The organism is Rhizobium johnstonii 3841, from assembly GCF_000009265.1.
In the GTDB taxonomy this organism is placed as follows: domain Bacteria; phylum Pseudomonadota; class Alphaproteobacteria; order Rhizobiales; family Rhizobiaceae; genus Rhizobium; species Rhizobium acaciae.
This window is the reverse complement of sequence record NC_008383.1, coordinates 88,719-105,867: the sequence shown is the minus strand read 5'-3', so window position 1 is coordinate 105,867 and position 17,149 is coordinate 88,719. Positions and strand designations below refer to the sequence as shown.

The 17,149-nt window shown below is 58.1% G+C and carries 16 protein-coding genes and 1 pseudogene; 3 read left to right on the top strand and 14 right to left on the bottom strand.

The annotated features are described in order from the left end of the window. Positions 1-143: 143 nt before the first annotated feature. Positions 144-320 (bottom strand): hypothetical protein, encoded by a 177-nt coding sequence (locus RL_RS40255; protein WP_011654724.1) that lies wholly within the window; start codon positions 318-320, stop codon positions 144-146. A 376-nt stretch (positions 321-696) separates the two neighbouring features. On the opposite strand from RL_RS40255, the gene RL_RS40745 reads away from it, so the two are divergent. After that, positions 697-2,175 (top strand): hypothetical protein, encoded by a 1,479-nt coding sequence (locus RL_RS40745; protein WP_011654723.1) that lies wholly within the window; start codon positions 697-699, stop codon positions 2,173-2,175. 477 nt (positions 2,176-2,652) lie between these two features. Further along, complete coding sequence (locus RL_RS25645) at positions 2,653-3,462, top strand: hypothetical protein (RefSeq protein ID WP_011654722.1); 810 nt, start codon at positions 2,653-2,655, stop codon at positions 3,460-3,462. 8 nt (positions 3,463-3,470) lie between these two features. Here the strand turns inward: RL_RS25645 and RL_RS25640 are convergent, their stop codons facing one another. After that, positions 3,471-3,959 carry a DUF488 domain-containing protein gene (locus RL_RS25640; RefSeq protein ID WP_011654721.1) on the bottom strand — a complete coding sequence of 163 codons (489 nt, stop codon included), beginning with the start codon at positions 3,957-3,959 and terminating at the stop codon, positions 3,471-3,473. A gap of 261 nt (positions 3,960-4,220) precedes the next feature. Here RL_RS25640 and RL_RS25635 point away from each other — a divergent pair, with 261 nt between their 5' ends. Beyond that, entirely contained in the window at positions 4,221-5,363 is a 1,143-nt protein-coding gene (locus tag RL_RS25635; protein WP_244432390.1) for a hypothetical protein, read from the top strand. Between the two features lie 75 nt (positions 5,364-5,438). Here RL_RS25635 and RL_RS25630 read toward each other — a convergent pair whose 3' ends face one another. The 12 genes and pseudogenes from RL_RS25630 to RL_RS25575 form a co-directional block, all read right to left on the bottom strand. After that, positions 5,439-6,440, bottom strand: coding sequence for an IS30-like element ISRle2 family transposase (locus tag RL_RS25630; RefSeq protein ID WP_011654719.1), 1,002 nt, complete (start codon positions 6,438-6,440; stop codon positions 5,439-5,441). A 169-nt stretch (positions 6,441-6,609) separates the two neighbouring features. Beyond that, the gene (locus RL_RS25625; RefSeq protein WP_011654718.1) at positions 6,610-7,701 is read right to left on the bottom strand and encodes an ABC transporter ATP-binding protein; all 1,092 of its coding nucleotides are present in this window, start codon (positions 7,699-7,701) and stop codon (positions 6,610-6,612) included. Positions 7,702-7,816: 115 nt separating this feature from the next. Then, positions 7,817-9,271, bottom strand: a complete 1,455-nt coding sequence (locus tag RL_RS25620) for an extracellular solute-binding protein (protein ID WP_011654717.1) — start codon at positions 9,269-9,271, stop codon at positions 7,817-7,819. Positions 9,272-9,315: 44 nt separating this feature from the next. Further along, a complete protein-coding gene (locus RL_RS25615) occupies positions 9,316-10,344 on the bottom strand; it encodes a carbohydrate ABC transporter permease (protein ID WP_011654716.1) in 1,029 nt (342 codons plus the stop codon). Next, positions 10,341-11,216, bottom strand: coding sequence for a carbohydrate ABC transporter permease (locus RL_RS25610; RefSeq protein WP_003560016.1), 876 nt, complete (start codon positions 11,214-11,216; stop codon positions 10,341-10,343). The genes RL_RS25615 and RL_RS25610 overlap by 4 nt, the downstream gene beginning before the upstream one ends. Continuing rightward, complete coding sequence (locus RL_RS25605) at positions 11,213-11,410, bottom strand: PfkB family carbohydrate kinase (protein WP_041936701.1); 198 nt, start codon at positions 11,408-11,410, stop codon at positions 11,213-11,215. Before RL_RS25605 ends, RL_RS25610 begins: the two co-directional genes overlap by 4 nt. 12 nt (positions 11,411-11,422) lie before the next feature. Beyond that, the gene (locus RL_RS25600; RefSeq protein ID WP_011654715.1) at positions 11,423-11,878 is read right to left on the bottom strand and encodes an RbsD/FucU family protein; all 456 of its coding nucleotides are present in this window, start codon (positions 11,876-11,878) and stop codon (positions 11,423-11,425) included. A gap of 232 nt (positions 11,879-12,110) precedes the next feature. After that, positions 12,111-12,290, bottom strand: a pseudogene (locus tag RL_RS25595) (transaldolase family protein); the annotation flags it as partial. A 161-nt stretch (positions 12,291-12,451) separates the two neighbouring features. Beyond that, a complete protein-coding gene (locus RL_RS25590) occupies positions 12,452-13,510 on the bottom strand; it encodes an ABC transporter permease (protein ID WP_011654714.1) in 1,059 nt (352 codons plus the stop codon). Positions 13,511-13,523: 13 nt separating this feature from the next. Next, entirely contained in the window at positions 13,524-14,513 is a 990-nt protein-coding gene (locus RL_RS25585; protein WP_011654713.1) for an ABC transporter permease, read from the bottom strand. Further along, positions 14,506-15,990 (bottom strand): sugar ABC transporter ATP-binding protein, encoded by a 1,485-nt coding sequence (locus RL_RS25580; protein ID WP_011654712.1) that lies wholly within the window; start codon positions 15,988-15,990, stop codon positions 14,506-14,508. Before RL_RS25580 ends, RL_RS25585 begins: the two co-directional genes overlap by 8 nt. Positions 15,991-16,072: 82 nt before the next feature. Beyond that, positions 16,073-17,071 (bottom strand): substrate-binding domain-containing protein, encoded by a 999-nt coding sequence (locus RL_RS25575; RefSeq protein WP_011654711.1) that lies wholly within the window; start codon positions 17,069-17,071, stop codon positions 16,073-16,075. Between the last annotated feature and the right edge of the window lie 78 nt (positions 17,072-17,149).

Sequence of the window (17,149 nt, the reverse complement as noted above, 5' to 3'; positions counted from 1 at the left end):
GATCGGCGGGACATCTTCCAGCCGCCGCGAAGAGCAGAGGGGGCAAGGGCGCGGGAAGCAAGGTGCAAGGTTGCACCGCCCGCGGCGAAGCTTCCCTTGCCGCCGATAGGTCGCCAGCGGCACTCGGAACGGCAATTGCCGGCTCAGTGAGCCGGCCACGGATGAAATTCATGGATGACCGAAAGGTCATCATCGGCGTCGATCTCGTCAGAGGGCAGGACGCCATACTCCCCGTCGACTTCGAAGACGGTGACGGGGACCATCAGGTCGCGGGAGAGCTGGAAGGCGTGGGACTGTGCGAGAGAAAGATCGTGCGACATGTGAGAGGCTCCATTTGGGAGCGGGCCAATTCCCGCTCGATGGCTCCTCAAGAGGCCCTGGGACGGGCGCGATCACCGCGAGGGTGCAGCCCGAGTGGCCGCAGCTTGCTAGCGGACCCCTTGCGGGTTGATCGTGGAAGATCCGGATCTGGGCCAGGACGCCATCGCAAGAGAGCGGGTTTGGCGTGCTTCCGAATGGTGCCGCCCAGCCACAGCCGAATTCGAATGGAGTTGGACACTCAGCCGCGTACAAGCCAGACATTCGGGACATTTGCGGATGTCCTTCACAGACGAAAGGGAGAGGCGTGTATGCACACGCATGTGTTTGCAAACCGCTCGACGATAAGCCATGTCATGGAGGAGGTGAGGGCGAACAATGCTGGCATTCGGAAACATGTTGGACCTGGCGGGAATTGAACGAAGCACGGTCCGGCTGCTTCGACATCAGGACAACCGGCATGCCGGGTTCCCGACACCCTATGCTTTATGGCGTGACCATCGCGAACGCTTCGAGGCATACCAGGCGACCCAATCCTTCGCCAGTGAGCCGAAACTGCGCGCGACCTACTGGGCCTCTTTTGTCGGCATTCCCGAGCGGGAAACGTTGTTCGTTGGGCTATACGCAGCCCGGCTTCTCGGCCCATTGCCGGCCGATCGCCAGCACCCGATCACCGGCGGCATAGAGCCCGCCGGAAGCTGCAACGTTTACGAAGTTGATCGCCTGCCTTCGCTTTCCGAATACGCCGGCCGGCTCTGGATCGACTGGGGCGATAGCTATAGGTCCTGGATCCAGCGCGGTGACGGTAAGGCGAAGCGCCTAATCGAACTGCGGCGAACTCTAGGCGATCCTCCATTCCCCGGCTTTGCGGCCTTTATCGCCAATCTCTCCGATATCGAGAGCCTTCCCGCGACCTGGCAGGCACCTCTGTCTGCGACGAGCGGCATCTATCTTCTGACCTGCCCGAGAACGCGCGAGCAATATGTCGGCATGGCGTCGGGTGTCGACGGCTTCATCGGCAGGTGGCGCGAATACTTTGCAACGGGCCACGGCGGTAATGTCGGGCTTAAGAGTCGCGACGCCAGCGACTACCAGCTATCGATCCTTAAACGGTCGGCTCGACCGCGACGATCGCGGACCTCGGGGAGCTCGAACGACGCTGGAAGGACAAGCTGCAGAGCCGGGAAATGGGCCTTAACAGGAACTGACATGACAAAAGCAGATCAGATACGCTCATTAGCGGCGGATGGCCTGAAGGCGGCGGACATCGCTGCTCGATTGGGGATCCGCTATCAGCATGCCTACAATGTCATCAATGCCGGTCCCCGTCGGACGTTGGAAGCGGCGACCAAGCCGTCCCCCATCGGTCGACCGGAAACGCGCCCACAAAGCAAACCCGCGCTCACGACCGACATCCTGATCAGCGGCGGCTTTACACGGGTCGGACGCTGGATCATCTCGGGGGACAGCCTTGCTGTCGAAACGCCTGCGCCGAAGTCCAAGGGTGTCTATGCCTTCGTAAAAGCCGGCGTCGCGCTCTATGTCGGCGTCGCAACAAAAGGGCTCGCGGGCAGGCTCTATTCATATGGGCGCCCGGGGATCTCGCAGCGAACCAACCAGCGCCTCGAAGCCATCATCATGGCAGAGCTGTCAGGCCCTGAGGCCATTGAGATCTCCATAGCCATGCCTCCGGATCTCGAATGGAATGGCCTGCCGGTCAACGGAAGTGCGGGCCTTGAACTCGGATTGATCGAGAAATACTCGCTTCCGTGGAATATCCGCGGCGCCACTGCGCTCGAAGCCATAGCCGGCCCGGGTCAACCGGCGTTAGGCCGAGATCCGGGACAAAAAATGTAGAACATCGGAGAAATCAGCATAGCGACGGCCGCTCGGCCGGGATTTCGGGAATTCTCGACACGGCACTGCCGGAAGTAGCGCAGCCGCAGGAGGCTTAGCATAGCGCCGGTCAGTGGAAGCCGGGACCGACTGCGCCCGGCGGGGGCGTTCCGCTTCAGGCTGCTGCCTGGTCGTCCGAGACATATTCCCTCAAGCCGTCGAAGACTCCCAGTCTTTTTGGCGGAGCCTCCTTGACGCATCGTTGGGGCGGATCGGGGCCAGTCGATGACCATCGCTTCAAGAGGGCCGAGGCCGTCTCCTTCTTAATCGATCTCGTCAAACAAAAAAGCCTACGCGGTTGGGCGTGGCCACGGGCGCATAGACACAAGGTTGTGCGTTCTAGCTCAGATCGAAGCAACGCAGGATTGACCAATGCACTGGCTACAGGCGCTATTGCGCAACTCCTTGAAGCTGGGTTGATTCGCCCCGGAGAGATCCATGGCCGTCGTCGATGCTCGAATTCTTATTCTCTGCAAGACCTACCCGTCGCCGAGCGGAAAGTATGCGGAGACGACGTGTGTTGCTGGGATGGACGAGAGTGGCAAGCTGGTCCGCCTCTTCCCGGTTCCTTTTCGTCTTATTGCCACGGGTCAACAGTTTAAGAAGTGGCAGTGGATCCGTGCGAAGGTTGAAAAAGCGCGCAAAGATCATCGGCAGGAAAGCTTGACCATCAAGGTCGACACGATCGAAGGCGAAGCCGTCGTTCAGCCGGGCAAGGATTGGGCCGAACGAAGACACCTGATCTCGCCCATCCATGTCTACGATCATTTCGATAAGATAGATGCCGAGCAGCGGGCCAGCGGTATGTCGCTCGCCATGTTGAAGCCGGCGCGGATCCTTGGTCTGGATATCGAGCCAGTCTCGAATCCCGAATGGACCGAAGAGGAACTGGCGAAGCTAGTGCAAGAGCAAAAGCAGGGCGGTCTCTTCGATGATGAAGACAAGCCATCGATCAGGACCCTGCAGAAGCTTCCCTTCGACTTTTACTACCGCTACCAGTGCGGCGAAGGTCCAGGCGCGAAAATGTTCAGGCACAAGCTTGTGGACTGGGAGGTGGGTGCTCTCTATTTGAACTGTCATCGCTCCCATGGAGCCGACTGGGAAAAATACTTCCGGGACCAACTCGAAAATAAGATTCCAGCGAAGGACCTGATGTTTCTCATGGGCAACCAGCACCGGTTTCAGGACCAGTGGTTGATCATCAGCCTCATCTATCCGCCACATCTTGCCCAGGGGCTGCTGCTATAGCTAAAGAGCTACGACCGCTTCGGAAGCCGGTCCTGGTTTCGGATGTACCGTGCAGGATCGTCGCCGAAGAGATGCGTCATCTCGTATCCGAAAGCGCCCATGCGTTCGCCGACTATGAATCGGTGGCAGGTTTTCGGATCGCGTTCGAAGCAGAGGAGGCAGACCGCCTGCTCCTCGGAGGCGGTCGCGAGCTCTTCAATTGCCGCGGCTACTTCGGGAAGGTCAACATGCCCGGAATAGATCGAGCGGAACCGATCGTAGTCGCCCGCCTTCGCCGCTTCACGGCCTTCTTTCGGATCGCCAAGCTGCTGCATCGCGAGATACTTGATGCCGGCTTTTTCAAGATGCTCCCGCAAAGCGTTCTTGGAGAATCCCTTCTTGCGTGACAGGGGAACTGCCCGGACATCTGCTACCGCTTCGATTCCGACGGCGGTCAGCGTCTTCACGAAACGCTCGATGTCGGTGCCCTCGTAGCCGATGGTGTAGACTGTCTTCATGCGATGCTCCTTCTTCGCTCGTGATAGCGAGCGTCGCTGGCCTGACGCTTGCCTAGCGCGAACGCGCCTCGATACTGCATCGGGGAGGGGGCCGCCAGAGGGAAACGCCGATTTCCGCAAGGGCGGGTAACCTGGCCGCCGCTATTGACTTGCAATGCCGAAGACCTTCTAGCCCGAGTTTCTGTGGACGGCCCGCATCGCGCGTTTGCAGGAATCTTGGCCAGCCTTGTACCTTCCCGGTCGCTAAACGTTACAGGAGAGATGGAGATGGCACTGAAGTGGACCGCGCTTGGTGTCCTGCCGAACATTAACATGATGTCGGACGTCTTTGCAGGCGAGCACATGGCGCTGGTGGGCTTCCAGGATGATCGCTTCCTAGATGCCCTCGCCAACGGTCCAAACCTCCAGACCTTTCTCTCGAAATTCGAAGGCAACCACGGTCAGCGGCTAAGACCGAGCCTGCTGGTGAGATCGGATGCCTATCCGGATCGCCCGAACTCGGAGGCAATTTCGAGCTTCATGGATATAGTTGTCGCCTGTGTCGTGCTTGATGCCAGAGTGAGGGCGGTGACATGGCGCAGGAACGTCGGCCCGTTTCATACCGATGCCTTCGAGATCTACCCGTGGATGATCGACCCGCAGGGCAAGAGACTCGTCGCCGGTAACGCCGCGCTGTGGGCAATCCACGAACTCGACAAGTTCCGCGGCGCGGCGTCGGCGGCCGTTCCGGTCCAGGACGTCGGAAACGAGCCGGCGCATCCCCGGTTCTTCAAGCAGCTCCTCGCGCTATGGAAGTCCCGGTTCATCGACGGGCACAACGATTGGACGTCGCGCGCTATTCTACGGTCTCTGAAAATGGCTGCGTCCGCGATGCGCCTGTCGTCTCCTACCGGTTCCACCGAATCCTTCTACGACTACGGTCGCGTCCTGTCCCTGTGGGTCAGCGCGTTCGAGATCCTCGTGCATCCCGGAGCGACCGGCAAGGCGACCCGTCAGAGGGTGCTCGACCTGCTGAAGTCCATTCCATGGCAGAGCGAGATGGCGAGGGAGGAGACACATTCGGCTGACTTCGGCGGCGGAAAGACCTTCGACCTCCGGCTCGCGAATGCGCTCTATATGAAGATGAATGACCTGAGGAACAACTTCCTTCATGGAAATGCCGTCGAACCAGAGGACTTCCGACTCAAAAACGGGACGTTGATCCTGTCCTTCCCGGCCGCAATATTCCGGATGGCTCTTGCGACAATACTGGGCGATCCGGATGGGGTGACATCGGAGCAGGTCATTGCGGGTGAAAAAACTCGAGAGGAATACGGCAAGCACCTGCAGGCGACGAGGTTCAGGAACGACTGCGAGGAATGCCTTCTGGCGGCAGTCAAACCGCAGACTCCCGACGACGAATAGCAGCTTCCGACATTACGAATCAATTCGTGGAAAAGCTAACCCAAGTGCATCACGCCTGTTTTGCAGAGTAGGGGATCACCTATCTTCGTGCAAATGCGCCATAAACACCTCGGTCGGCGTCCTGTATCCGAGGCATTTGCGCGGTTGATCGTTGACATGACGCGTGAGGTGGAGAAGGTCGCGTTGCGACACAACTGCCAGATCTGTGGTGCCTGGCAGGAAGCGTCGAATGCGCTTGTTGGTGTTCTCGACTGTCCCTTTTTGCCAAGGCGCACTTGGGTCGCAAAACCAACTGCACGCACCGATCCCTTCTTCCAAAGCCCTGAACCCGGCAAACTCGGTCCCTCGATTCAACGTGAAGCTTTGACGCGCGAACGCCGGCAAAGGAGAAAACGCTCTGATGATCTTGTCCATGATTGGGCGCGAGTGCCGGCTCGGATTCTTGATGAGAACGGTATAGCGGCTCTTGCGCTCGACGAGAGTGGTGATATTGGCATGGCCGAGTGGGCGTTCGAAGATGAGAAGGTCACCCTCCCAATGGCCAAACCGCGATCTATCTCCAACAAAATCAGGCCGTTGGGATATGCGGTGCGTGGCTGGAAACGCACCGTCGCGCGGCTTCCTGGAGCGCATTGCACGACGTTTGCGGCGTGCCTCCGGTAGATACTGATAGAGACCAAGCCCATAATCTTCCTTGCTGTAGATGAAGCGATAGATTGTCTCCTTGCAAACGCGAATACGACTGAGGCCGTCCGACAGCAGGCGTCCGGCAATCTGTTCCGGCGACCAGCGAGCCTCCAACTGGTTGATGATCTCTGTGCGCAAGGTCGGGTGGCGCCGCAGCTTTCTCAGCCGGCGACGTCGGTCCTGCGCAATGTCGTTCGCAACCGTGCTGTAATAACCGTTGTAGTCCGGCAGTTCACGGTCGTGAAACGTATTGCGCTTGATCTCGCGGTAAATCGTCGAGCGATGACGGCCAAGCTGACGTGCCATCTCGTTGACGGGAACTTTTGCCGCCACCAGCTGATGTAGGCGTCGCCGGTCGGCGAGGGCAAGCTGCATATAGCATCGAGACATGCCAAAATCTCCAAAGTGAAGCCATTGAAATTACTGGCATGTCGCACTTGGAAATAGAATGTACCTCGTAATGTTATAACGTTGCATAAGCAGGTTTATGGAACTGCAGCTTTGAGAGAAACAGATGGCAATGTCACCAGACCTGGCTGAACGGTGACACCCCGCAGGTTCAGCGCCTTAGAGCCTCACCGGTACTTTTCAAGAAGAAATGCATCTTTTCCGGATCGATCGGAACATCGATCGTGTCCTCCGGTCTGACCCTGGATGAAGCGTGAATCTGAGCGGTAAACGCACTCGCACCAGCTTTACCGATGGCAAGCGTGTGCGGGCCGAGAGGTTCGATATCCGCGACGTGCACGCGGATCATCGGAAAGGTGCTGTCCGCTGTCATCGTGTGCTCTGGCCGAATACCGAGAACGACAGCCTGGCCAATACCCGCCGAGAGATGCTCCTCCATGCGTGCGGGAACGACAATCGCCACATCGCCTTCCGCCCGGAAGACAACGCCGCCGTCGCCGGCCTCCAACCGTCCTTGAACGAAATTCATGCTGGGCGCGCCGATGAAAGCGGCGACGAAGAGGTTCTTCGGCGATTCATAAAGCGTGATCGGGTCGGCAGCCTGTTCGATCCGGCCCTGGTTCATCACCACGACCCGGTCGGCCATGGTCATCGCCTCCACCTGGTCGTGCGTCACATAGACGATCGTGGTCTGCAGACGGCGATGCAGCAGTTTGATCTCGGTGCGCATTTCGATGCGCAACTTGGCGTCCAGATTGGATAGCGGTTCATCGAACAGAAAAACATCGGGCTGGCGTACAATGGCGCGCCCGATGGCGACGCGCTGACGTTGACCGCCCGAAAGCGCGCTCGGTTTGCGATTGAGATAGGCGCCGAGATTGAGAATGCGCGCAGCATTCGCAACAGCAGTGTCGATGTCCTCTTTCGGCGTTCCACGCACCTTCATGCCGTAGCCAATGTTTTCGGCGACCGTCATATGCGGATAGAGGGCATAATTCTGAAACACCATCGAGCAATTGCGCAGACCCGGACGCAACGCAGTAACCTCTCGCTCGCCGATGCGGATTTCTCCGGACGTCGCCTGTTCCAGCCCCGCGATCATTCGCAGCGTGGTTGTCTTCCCACAACCGGAAGGCCCGACGAGAACCACGAATTCCTTGTCGGCAATCACCAGATCGAGCGGAGGAATGACCGCAACGCTACCGAAGGACTTGGTGACCTGATCCAAACGCACCTGCGACATGCTGAAACCTTTTCATGAGAATTCCATCGCCTACCCGAAGCGGCGATGGTCCCTTCCTCTACCAACGATGCTGATCCCACCCCGCAGAGCCGGGATGGGATTTATTGAAGACGGCCTACTTCGCAGGCAGGCCCATCGACGAGCGATAAGCTGCCCGTTGTTTGTCACGGCCGAACTCGTCCGTAAGCTTGTTCCATCCGTCAGCCACGGTATCCAGCGCCTGCTGGGGCGTCACTTCTCCGGCCAATGCCTTGGAAAGCTCGATCTCGAGAATTTCCGTGTAGGAGAAGTAGCCCGGCAGGCGCATATCGAGCGCCGTGTTTTTCGCTGTGACGGCGTCCTTCTGCGCGCCGAGATATTCCTTAGCCTCGCGCTCGGAGAAGATCTTCGACCACAACTTGGTATTTGTCGTATGCGAAAGGCGGTAAGGGTTGACGCCTGTGCCGCCGGTAATCGCCGCCTGACCGGAAACCGCCGGGCTCGTCAGGAAGTGGATATAGTTCCAGGCCGCCTCCTGGTTCTTGGAGGACGACGGAACAGCCGCCTGCCAGCCACCGAAGGCCATGAAGGAGGTCTGGACGACCTCGGCCTGCTTGTCCCACTTCTTGGTCTTGTAGTTCCAGATTTCGTCCGAGCCCGGCAGCGATGCCGAACCGACATTGCCAGCAACCTTCGACTGTTTCGGGTCGGCGGCGATGACGCCGGTGTCGCCCCAGCCGATCGATTCCGCGACCTGTCCGCCCGCAAAGGCGGCATTGACTTCGCCGAAGGAGAAGTTCAACGCATTCGGCGGCGCCAGCTTCGAAGCGCGGATATATTCCTCAAGGCCGCGAACCCAGCCCGGATTGTTGACCTGCGCATCCATCGTATCCGGATCGAAGAACATGCCGCCCGGATTATCCGGATGGCTTGTGTAACCGGCAACATGGCTGAACAGGAACCAGAACTGCTGGCCACCACGGCGGAAGGCTTCCGCCGTGCCCCAGAGGCCCTTATCCGGCTGCTGGAAGAATTCAGCGATGTCGAGATACTGCTTCCATGTCTTCGGCGGGGCTAGATCGTAGCCATACTTCGCCTTGAAGGCGCTCTGGTTTTCCGCGTTTTCAAACAGATCAATGCGGTAGGTATAGGTATGGGCGTCACCGTCCATGGTCTGCGACAGGACCTTGCCGTTCCAGACCATCAGTTGCTCGCGGTAAACCGGGGCAATGTCCTCCCAGTCGGCACCCGATTGCATCGCTTTCGGCATTTCCGAGAGATAGTCGGTAAAGTCCGGTGCCCAGGCCGGTGCGAAGGCGACCACGTCGAACGTGTCTTCGCCCGAGGTCAACGAGGTTACAATCTTCGGATAGAGTTCCGACCAGGGAAATTCAACGACGTTCACCTTGCCGCAAGTCTTTTCTTCCCAACCCTTGCCCGCGAGTTGCAGCGCAGAGGCGATATAGGGCCCCGTCTGCGTCGTGGCGGTGAGCGTGACACCGGTATAATCCGGTTCGCAGGCAAGCGCGGATGTGGTGCCCGCCGCAGCAAGCAGTGCCGCAGCCGTTGAACTCAATAGCAATCTTCTCATGTTTTCCTCCCCGGAATTGAACAATGACTAGGGTTGTTGAGCGGTCACTTTATTGCTCCTAAAAGCAGGCCGGACCGCATCAGCCTGCTCAAAATGCCCGCCATGACGACCATGGGTATGATCGCGACCAAGGCGGCTGCCGATATCGCCCACCATTCATCGCCGCGTTGGCTGTTCTGGCCTGCGACGAGAATGGGGAGTGTCTGCCATTTGGAATTGGTCAGGAAGAGAGCAAACAGGAACTCGTTCCAGACAAAGGCGAGCGTGATCATGAACGTAGCGATCAGGCCCGGTTTGGACATGGGCAGGACGATACCGAAGAAAATTCTCCATGTGGGGACGTTGTCGACCATCGCCGCTTCCTCCACCTCGACTGGCAGCGCCGCGAAGAAATCGCGCATCAGCCAGATCACGATCGGCAGCGAGAAAGCGACGTAGGCGAAGGTAAGACCCGTATAGGTATCCACCAGCTTGATGCCCATCTTGCCCATTTCCGTATACATCAGGAACAAGGCGAAGGCGGCGACGATCGGCGGAAACATGCGCTGGCTCACGAACCAGAAGACGATATCGTCATTGCCGAGGACCGGCCCTGGAAGCTTGATCCGGCTGGAGCCGACGGCCAGTGCAAGCGCTGCGACAAAGGCGTAGATTAGCGAGATAGCCTGTCCGAAGCCCAGCACATGGCGGCCAAGCAGATATCCGCCGAAGGCGACGACGACGAAAATCACGCCGGACAGCAGCCTGACCTCGAAGGTGAAGCGCACCAGAGCATAGGCTGCCATTGATCCGATAAAGGTGGCCAGCACCGATGCCGAAAGCCCGACGATCGTCGAGGCGATGAAGGTGTTATAGAACTGGCCGCGCGCGCCCGACAGAAGCTCGCTCCAGGCTGTCAACGTCGGGTCGAAATCGACAAATGGAACATAGGTCGGCCCGCCGACGACGCCGAGCGGCGATTTGAACGAGGTGATCGCCACCCAGTAAAGCGGGAAGAAGGTGAAGGCCAGCCAGAGCAGGCAGCCTGCGAGCGCCCACCAGCGGCCGGATCCTTTGAGGTCACGCACGCTCATTTGTGCTTCTCCAGATAGGGCTTCAGGATGGCGAGATAGACGAGCCCGATCACGGTAATGACGATCAGGAACAGGAAGGACAGGGCGGAGGTGTAGCCGAGGTTGAACTTCTTGAAGCCCTCCTGATAGGCGAACAAGGTGAGCGTTTCGGTCGAAATGCCAGGTCCTCCGCCGGTCATCACGAACACCGTATCGATGATCTTGTAGCTCTCGATGAGGCGGATGAAGACCACAGCCACCGAAATCGGCAGCATCATCGGGAAAGTGATCCCCCAGAACTGCTGCCAGGGGCTGGCATTTTCAAGCGCGGCAGCCTCGTAGACGTCCTCCGGCAGGGTTTGCAGGCCGGCAAGAAGCATGAGGATGACGAAGGGTGTCCACTGCCACACTTCGACGGAAATGATGGCGCCGATAGCCCATCTGGTCTGCGTCAGAAACGGCAGATTGGGAAAGCCGAAGGCGGTCATCAACTCGTTGAGAGGGCCCATCGTCGGGTTGAGGATCTGGCGGGCAATGAGTGCAACGGCGACGGGCGCCACCAGCATTGGCACGAGGAAGCTGACCCGGAACAAACCTTCGCCAGGCACCCGACGGCTGAGCGCCAGCGCCACGGAAAAACCGATGACATACTGCAGCGACACCGCAACAAAAGCGATGATCGTCGTCGTCCAGGTGACACTCCAGAAGCGAGGGTTCTGAAGCAGTTCCGCATAGTTGCCGAAGCCGACGAAATGCGCGGGGATCGGCGGCACGAGCCGTAGGCTCATGAAGCTGGTGGTCAGCGAATAGATCAGCGGGAAGATCGAGATCACCAGCACGATCAGCAGCGCCGGCCAGATGAAGAAGTGTTTGACCGGATCGTTGCGGGTCATGCTGCGCCTCCTTTCTGCAGAAGCGCCTCGATTTCCTCGTTCTTCGGCATTGCAGGCGCGGTACCCCGTCGCGTCACCGCGATACCGGCGGTCGCGCAGCCGAAGCGCAGGGCCTCGACCGGAGTAACGCCCCGCGACAGCGCTGCCGAGAAGCCGACGACGAAAATCCCGAGGATCGAAACACCCACCTTCATTATCGTTTCCCCTCAAACGGTTTCCGGCGGAATGACGCCTTTGGTGAAGAGGAAGCAGCCGTAGAAGCGGTTTTCGCCCGTGGTGATGACGCAATAGGCCTTTTTTGCCTCCTCATAGAAGGCGAAACGCTCGATGCCATACATTAGCGCCGGTTTGCCCTCGGCGCCGTCGACAACGGCCTGGACTTCCTGTTGCACGGGAGGGATCTCGTCCGGCGCGCCCATGATTTCCATTCGCCCGGCGGACGGCTGTAGCGGCGTATCCAGCGGCATTACCGAAAGAATAGCTTTGATGGCGCGGGCAGCCGACACATTGTCTATCCGCAACAGCTTGCCGAGCACCGTTTGCCGGGCAATGGAATCCGAAGGAAAATTGGTGTCGGAAACGACGACCGTGTCGCCATGCCCCATGGATCGAAGCGCGTGCAGCACATCCGCATTCAGAGCCGGATCGATATTTTTCAGCATGAAAATCCTCCCTTAGTTGCACCATTTCGCAGCACCTCGTGCCGCAAAACCGAGCCCATACCGCAAGTCCGTTACAACTCTGCGATTCCCTCAAATTCCGTCGTTCTCGCCTGCCGGTGCGGTTCTCCTCCCGCCCGCATGACCAGAGTTGGAGCCCTTAATCTCCGTAGGGGATCCAGATATTCTTCACATCCACAGCGCGGCGAAGGTATAGCGCGCCTTCGGCGGAGGCCTTGCTCCCCCACTCGAATGCTTCCTCAAAATCTTCATCGTAGATAGGAGTTTTTAGCGCCTGGAGCACAATGGTGGGATTGGTGGTACAATCCATTGGCTTGAGGCGCTTGACGGCTTCAACGTCGGCGGTGTCGGCGACTACCGTCGTCATTTGACGCAATTGCGCAAGCTTGTCCATGAACTGAACTTCTCCTCATATCTATTCGGCAAGTGACAATCGCTCGGCAATTCCACACATCGATGGTGCTCCACGCCGGCTCAGCTTCGTGGTTTGGTGCAGACATTTTTGAGCGCCACTGTCGTTAAGGCATCCTCCGTCCACTTTCCAAGACGAACGGATCAGGGGTTTTCGGACACGGCGCTCTTTGCTCTCCAGAATTCGAAGAGGTGCAACCGATCGAATATGCCTGTGCCTGAGCGGAGCGCGGAAACGCCGATCAGAAGTGCCCCCCAGATGGCAATTGTCAGGAACTGGCTAAAGTTCATCAAATTGAACGCGGAGGAGATCAGCTGCAAGAGCAGCAACGCAGCAAACAACCCTGATACTTTTCCGGTGCCGCCATATGGATCGATGCCCCCCAGAACCGCCGCCAGGATGCTGATGAGAAGGAAGCTCTCGCCATAGGACGCGTTGGCAGAATTGAATCGGGCCATCATTACAAGCCCGCCGCATCCTGCAAGCGCGCCCGATAAGGCATACGTCAAAAGCAAAACTCGTTTGACATGTATGCCCGAGAACTGGGCAGCTTTCTCGTTGGCGCCGACAAGGTAGACCTTCTGACCGAAGGATGATCGCCGAAGAACCACCGACACGAACACGCAAAGGGCAACAAACAGCAGGAACGCAAGCGGTACCCCCAGATAGGTTCCATTTCCAATCGCAACGATTGGATCTGAAAAGCCTGACAAGACGTTTCCACGCGTCAGTCCAATGGCAAGACCTTTGCAGGCGATCATGGTCCCCAGTGTGGCCAGAATGGGGGATACTCCGAGATAGGCGATGATGAAGCCGTTCAACAGGCCTATCAGAATTGCGACGGCGAGGCCCGCGGCAACCGCGCCTACTTGCCAGGTGAGCCAAAGCACACTTCCAGCATCGCCCCACGGAATTGTGAACTGCAACACCGACGCTATCGTCAAAGCGCAGAGATTGGCCGTCGAAATGATCGACAAATTCAGCCCGCCGGAAAGGAGCGCAAGCATCATCGCAAGACCAAGAATGCCAAGTTCCGGGGTCTGAAAGGCTATCGACTGAAATGTTCCCACACTCAGCAGCCGATCGCCGAGAATGAGGCCAAACACCGCTAGAACGGCCATGAAAATGGTAGCAAGCGTCATCGTTGTGGCGTTCTCTCGAACGAAACGGGATATGAGAGATCGATTGGCGGACGGCTTCATGGTAATTTCCTCCCTAGGACGCGAGTCCAGCATGCCGACGCCGCTGAGACAGCGCAGTCGCCGAGACCGCAAGCAGAATAACGCAGCCGACAAAGAACTGATTCCAGTATGAGGACACGCCAAGCAATATCAGTCCGTTCTGCAAAATTGCGATGAGCATCACGCCCAGTACGGCGCCAAACACGGAGCCGTTGCCACCGGCCAGACTCGCGCCGCCAAGAACGACAGCCGCAAGCACTTCGAGTTCCTTGCCGATGAGCGTCGTCGGCGTAACCGATTGGGCCAGCTGGGCTTGCGATATTGATGCGATCGCAGCCATGAACCCCATATAACCGTAGACAAGGCACCTCAGGCCGAAGACATGAAAACCAAGGCGTTCGGCGGCTATCTCATTCCCCCCCATGGCATATATTTGACGACCGATGTTTGTCTTGTTGAGCAAGACCCAGGTCATAAAGAATGCGACCACTAGCAACAGCGCCTGGAAATTGATCGCATAAGGAAATCCATTACTGTCGGTGAATTCGAACCACCAGATCCCTTCGCGGAAATAGCTGGGAAGCGAGGTGATATAGTCGCCGCGGGTGATATATATTAGCAACCCATAAAAAATATTGAGAGTGGATATAGTCACAATAACCGAAGAGATGCGAACCTTATGAATAATAGCCGCATTGAATAGCCCACATAGTATACCAGTGCAGCAGGCGACAAGGAACACTCCGAACCACCCAATTGGATAGGTCTTGGCAATCATGAGAGCCACATATTGAGCGACGCTGGCTATGGCAGTAAAGGAGATGTCGATCCCACCGAACACCAAGACCACAAGCAGACCGGCTGCAAGAATGCCTGCAAACGAAGTGGAGGTGAGAAGGTCGAAAAGGTTTTGCAGCGTCAGAAAACTGTCCGTCGCTGCCGTGAGGAACAGGGACAATACGATGACGACCGCAAGCAGCCAAAATTCGTGACTTCGTGTCCAGCGTTGAATTGTCTTAGGCATAGATTTCCTCCTGCAGATTTCTCTCGGTCGACGAAAGCGGATCCACTTCGCTGACGAGCCTGCCTTGCCGCATGACCAGGACACGATGGGTGTGGTAGAAGACCTCCTGGGCTTCGTCGGAGATGAGCAGTACCCCGACGCCTTCTGCCGCCAATCGGTGCACTATCTCATAGATTCCGTCCTTGGCCTTGATGTCCACGCCGACGGTTGGGCTATCGAGTATCAGCACGCGGGGTTTTGTGGCCATCCACTTGCCCAACACTACCCGTTGCTGGTTGCCTCCTGACAGAGTTCCGACGGGATTTTCGAGGTCGGACACTTTCGTGTTCAGGCGAACGATCCAATCATCGGCTGCGGCTACACGTTTGGCGGGGTTGATGAGGCCGAATTTGCCGGCCAAGCTGTCGAGGACCGTCGCGAGGATGTTTGCAGAAATGGGCTGCCCCAGCGCCAGGCCGAGCATCAACCTGTCTTCCGGGACGTAAGCCACGCCGCTGGCTATTGCGACACGATTGGAGCTGGCTATCAGCGGCTTTCCGGAGACTTCAATCGTGCCGCGGGACGGTGGATTCATACCGAAGATGCTGAGTGCGAGTTCTGTCCGTCCGGAGCCCAAAAGCCCGGTAAGGCCGACGATCTCTCCTTTGCGAATGTCGAAGCTGATATCCTCGTAGTGGCCTGGTCGAGACAGGTTTCGAACCGCCAGCACAACCTCCGCAGCCTCGCCTCCGGGCCGCGGAGGCGCATAGTGGAACTCATGACCGGTCATCAAGGTCTCGAGCCGCCGTGAAGTGATCTCGCTGGCATCGAAGGTCCCCACCTTACCGCCGTCACGCAGAACCGTTACGCGCTCGGCTATCTCCATTACTTCATCGAGACGGTGGGATACGAACACCGTGCAAATGTCTCTGCTCTTAAGGTCGTTGACGACACGCAGCAGAGAATCCACCTCATGCCGGGTCAACGAGGCGGTGGGCTCGTCCATGATGACCAGCTTTGCGTCGGCGGCCATGGCGCGGCAAATCGCAACCAGTTGCCGGTTTGCGATAGAGAGGTCCGACACCATCGTCTCCAGGTCGAGATTGACGTTGATGCGGGCCATGGCTTTCGCCGCAATGTCATTTATGCGGTTCCAATTCGCGAGCCGAGGCAAGCCCATGTGGCTGCCGATGGCGATGTTCTCCGCCACGGACATATTGGGGAAGAGGGAGAGATCCTGATAGATAACCTGGATGCCACTCTTGGTGGAAAGAATGGGGTCCAAACGCGCATGTTCGCGACCCTCCAGAACGATGCTACCACCTGGATCGGGCGCCTGCACGCCAGCAATAATCTTGATCAGGGTGGATTTGCCCGAACCATTTTCGCCAACAAGACAGTGAACTTCGCCGGCCTCCAGCGACAGATCGACATCTCGAAGCGCACGAACTCCGCCGAAATGCTTGGAGACATGGGTCAATTCAAGGAATGTGGTCATAGTGGGCTTTACCCTTAGTCGCTGGCATCTGTCCTGCCGCAGGCGAGCGCGGACCCGCCTGCGGTATTTCCTGCAAGGACGGCTACAGACCTTGGGCGATCAGGCCATCCACGGTTTCTTTGTTGATGTGGGTGATCTTGTCGACCTTGATGAGCTTTCCGGGAACATCCACCGTAGCCTTGCCGAGGCCGGGAACATCCATCCCGTCCTCGATTTTCGTTCCGTCGAGGACCAATCTGGCGACGGCAACCATCGCAGAGCCAGCTTCTCTCGGGTTCCACATGAAACCTTCCCGAATGACGCCGTCCATGATCAGGTCCTTGGCCTGCGACGGCAGCACCGTGCCTATGACGGCAACCCGCTTGCTCAGGTGCTTTTCCTTCACGGCGTTGCCGGCGGCGATCGGACCGTTCGAGCCAAACGCGAGAATACCCTTGAGCTTCGGATAGGCCTTCAGCACGTCGATGGTCGTGCGGTAGGCGCTGTCGATTTCGTCGGCGCCAGGGAAGCGATCGGCCACGAGGTTCATCTTGGGATAATGTGCCTTTTGATAGGCGATGGCCGCGTCGGCCCACTTGTTGTGCAGCGGGGTAGTCAGGGTGCCGACATAGACGACATAGTCCCCTTCCTCGCCCATTTCCTTGGCGAGGCTCTGCATTTGAACTTCGCCGAACTTGGTCGAGTCAATGAGTTCGACGTCCCAGTCGCGGCCCTCCTGTTCCGGCCCCTCGTGGACAATAACCTTGATGCCTGCTGCCTGAGCCCGCTTGAGCACAGGCTCGCAGGCCTTGACGTCCAGGGGCACAAGGCCGATCACGTCCACCTTTTTGGCGATCAGATCTTCCAGCAGCTTGACCTGCTGAGCCGGGTCGATGTTTGCCGGACCGGTCATGGAAACGTCGATGTTGAATTGCTTCCCTGCCTCCTGCAGGCCGCGCTCAAGGGCACCGAAGTACGGGATGCCGGCAATCTTGACAACAGTCACCATGACTGGGTCGGCCGCCATCGCGAGGTTTGGCGTGGCAATCAGCCATGCCACGCCTGCGGCCAAAGAAAACTTCAAAATGTCACGACGTTTCATGCTCTTCTCCTCCTGTGAGCGTTGTAGACTCTAGATTTTCGGAATTGCGTCTGCGGCCCGTCGCCGCCAGATGTCGCC

Coding starts and splice junctions, on each gene's coding strand:
- RL_RS40255 (WP_011654724.1), bottom strand. CDS start 320: ATGTCGCACGATCTTTCTCTCGCACAGTCCCACGCCTTCCAGCTCTCC.
- RL_RS40745 (WP_011654723.1), top strand. CDS start 697: ATGCTGGCATTCGGAAACATGTTGGACCTGGCGGGAATTGAACGAAGC.
- RL_RS25645 (WP_011654722.1), top strand. CDS start 2,653: ATGGCCGTCGTCGATGCTCGAATTCTTATTCTCTGCAAGACCTACCCG.
- RL_RS25640 (WP_011654721.1), bottom strand. CDS start 3,959: ATGAAGACAGTCTACACCATCGGCTACGAGGGCACCGACATCGAGCGT.
- RL_RS25635 (WP_244432390.1), top strand. CDS start 4,221: ATGGAGATGGCACTGAAGTGGACCGCGCTTGGTGTCCTGCCGAACATT.
- RL_RS25630 (WP_011654719.1), bottom strand. CDS start 6,440: ATGTCTCGATGCTATATGCAGCTTGCCCTCGCCGACCGGCGACGCCTA.
- RL_RS25625 (WP_011654718.1), bottom strand. CDS start 7,701: ATGTCGCAGGTGCGTTTGGATCAGGTCACCAAGTCCTTCGGTAGCGTT.
- RL_RS25620 (WP_011654717.1), bottom strand. CDS start 9,271: ATGAGAAGATTGCTATTGAGTTCAACGGCTGCGGCACTGCTTGCTGCG.
- RL_RS25615 (WP_011654716.1), bottom strand. CDS start 10,344: ATGAGCGTGCGTGACCTCAAAGGATCCGGCCGCTGGTGGGCGCTCGCA.
- RL_RS25610 (WP_003560016.1), bottom strand. CDS start 11,216: ATGACCCGCAACGATCCGGTCAAACACTTCTTCATCTGGCCGGCGCTG.
- RL_RS25605 (WP_041936701.1), bottom strand. CDS start 11,410: ATGAAGGTGGGTGTTTCGATCCTCGGGATTTTCGTCGTCGGCTTCTCG.
- RL_RS25600 (WP_011654715.1), bottom strand. CDS start 11,878: ATGCTGAAAAATATCGATCCGGCTCTGAATGCGGATGTGCTGCACGCG.
- RL_RS25590 (WP_011654714.1), bottom strand. CDS start 13,510: ATGAAGCCGTCCGCCAATCGATCTCTCATATCCCGTTTCGTTCGAGAG.
- RL_RS25585 (WP_011654713.1), bottom strand. CDS start 14,513: ATGCCTAAGACAATTCAACGCTGGACACGAAGTCACGAATTTTGGCTG.
- RL_RS25580 (WP_011654712.1), bottom strand. CDS start 15,990: ATGACCACATTCCTTGAATTGACCCATGTCTCCAAGCATTTCGGCGGA.
- RL_RS25575 (WP_011654711.1), bottom strand. CDS start 17,071: ATGAAACGTCGTGACATTTTGAAGTTTTCTTTGGCCGCAGGCGTGGCA.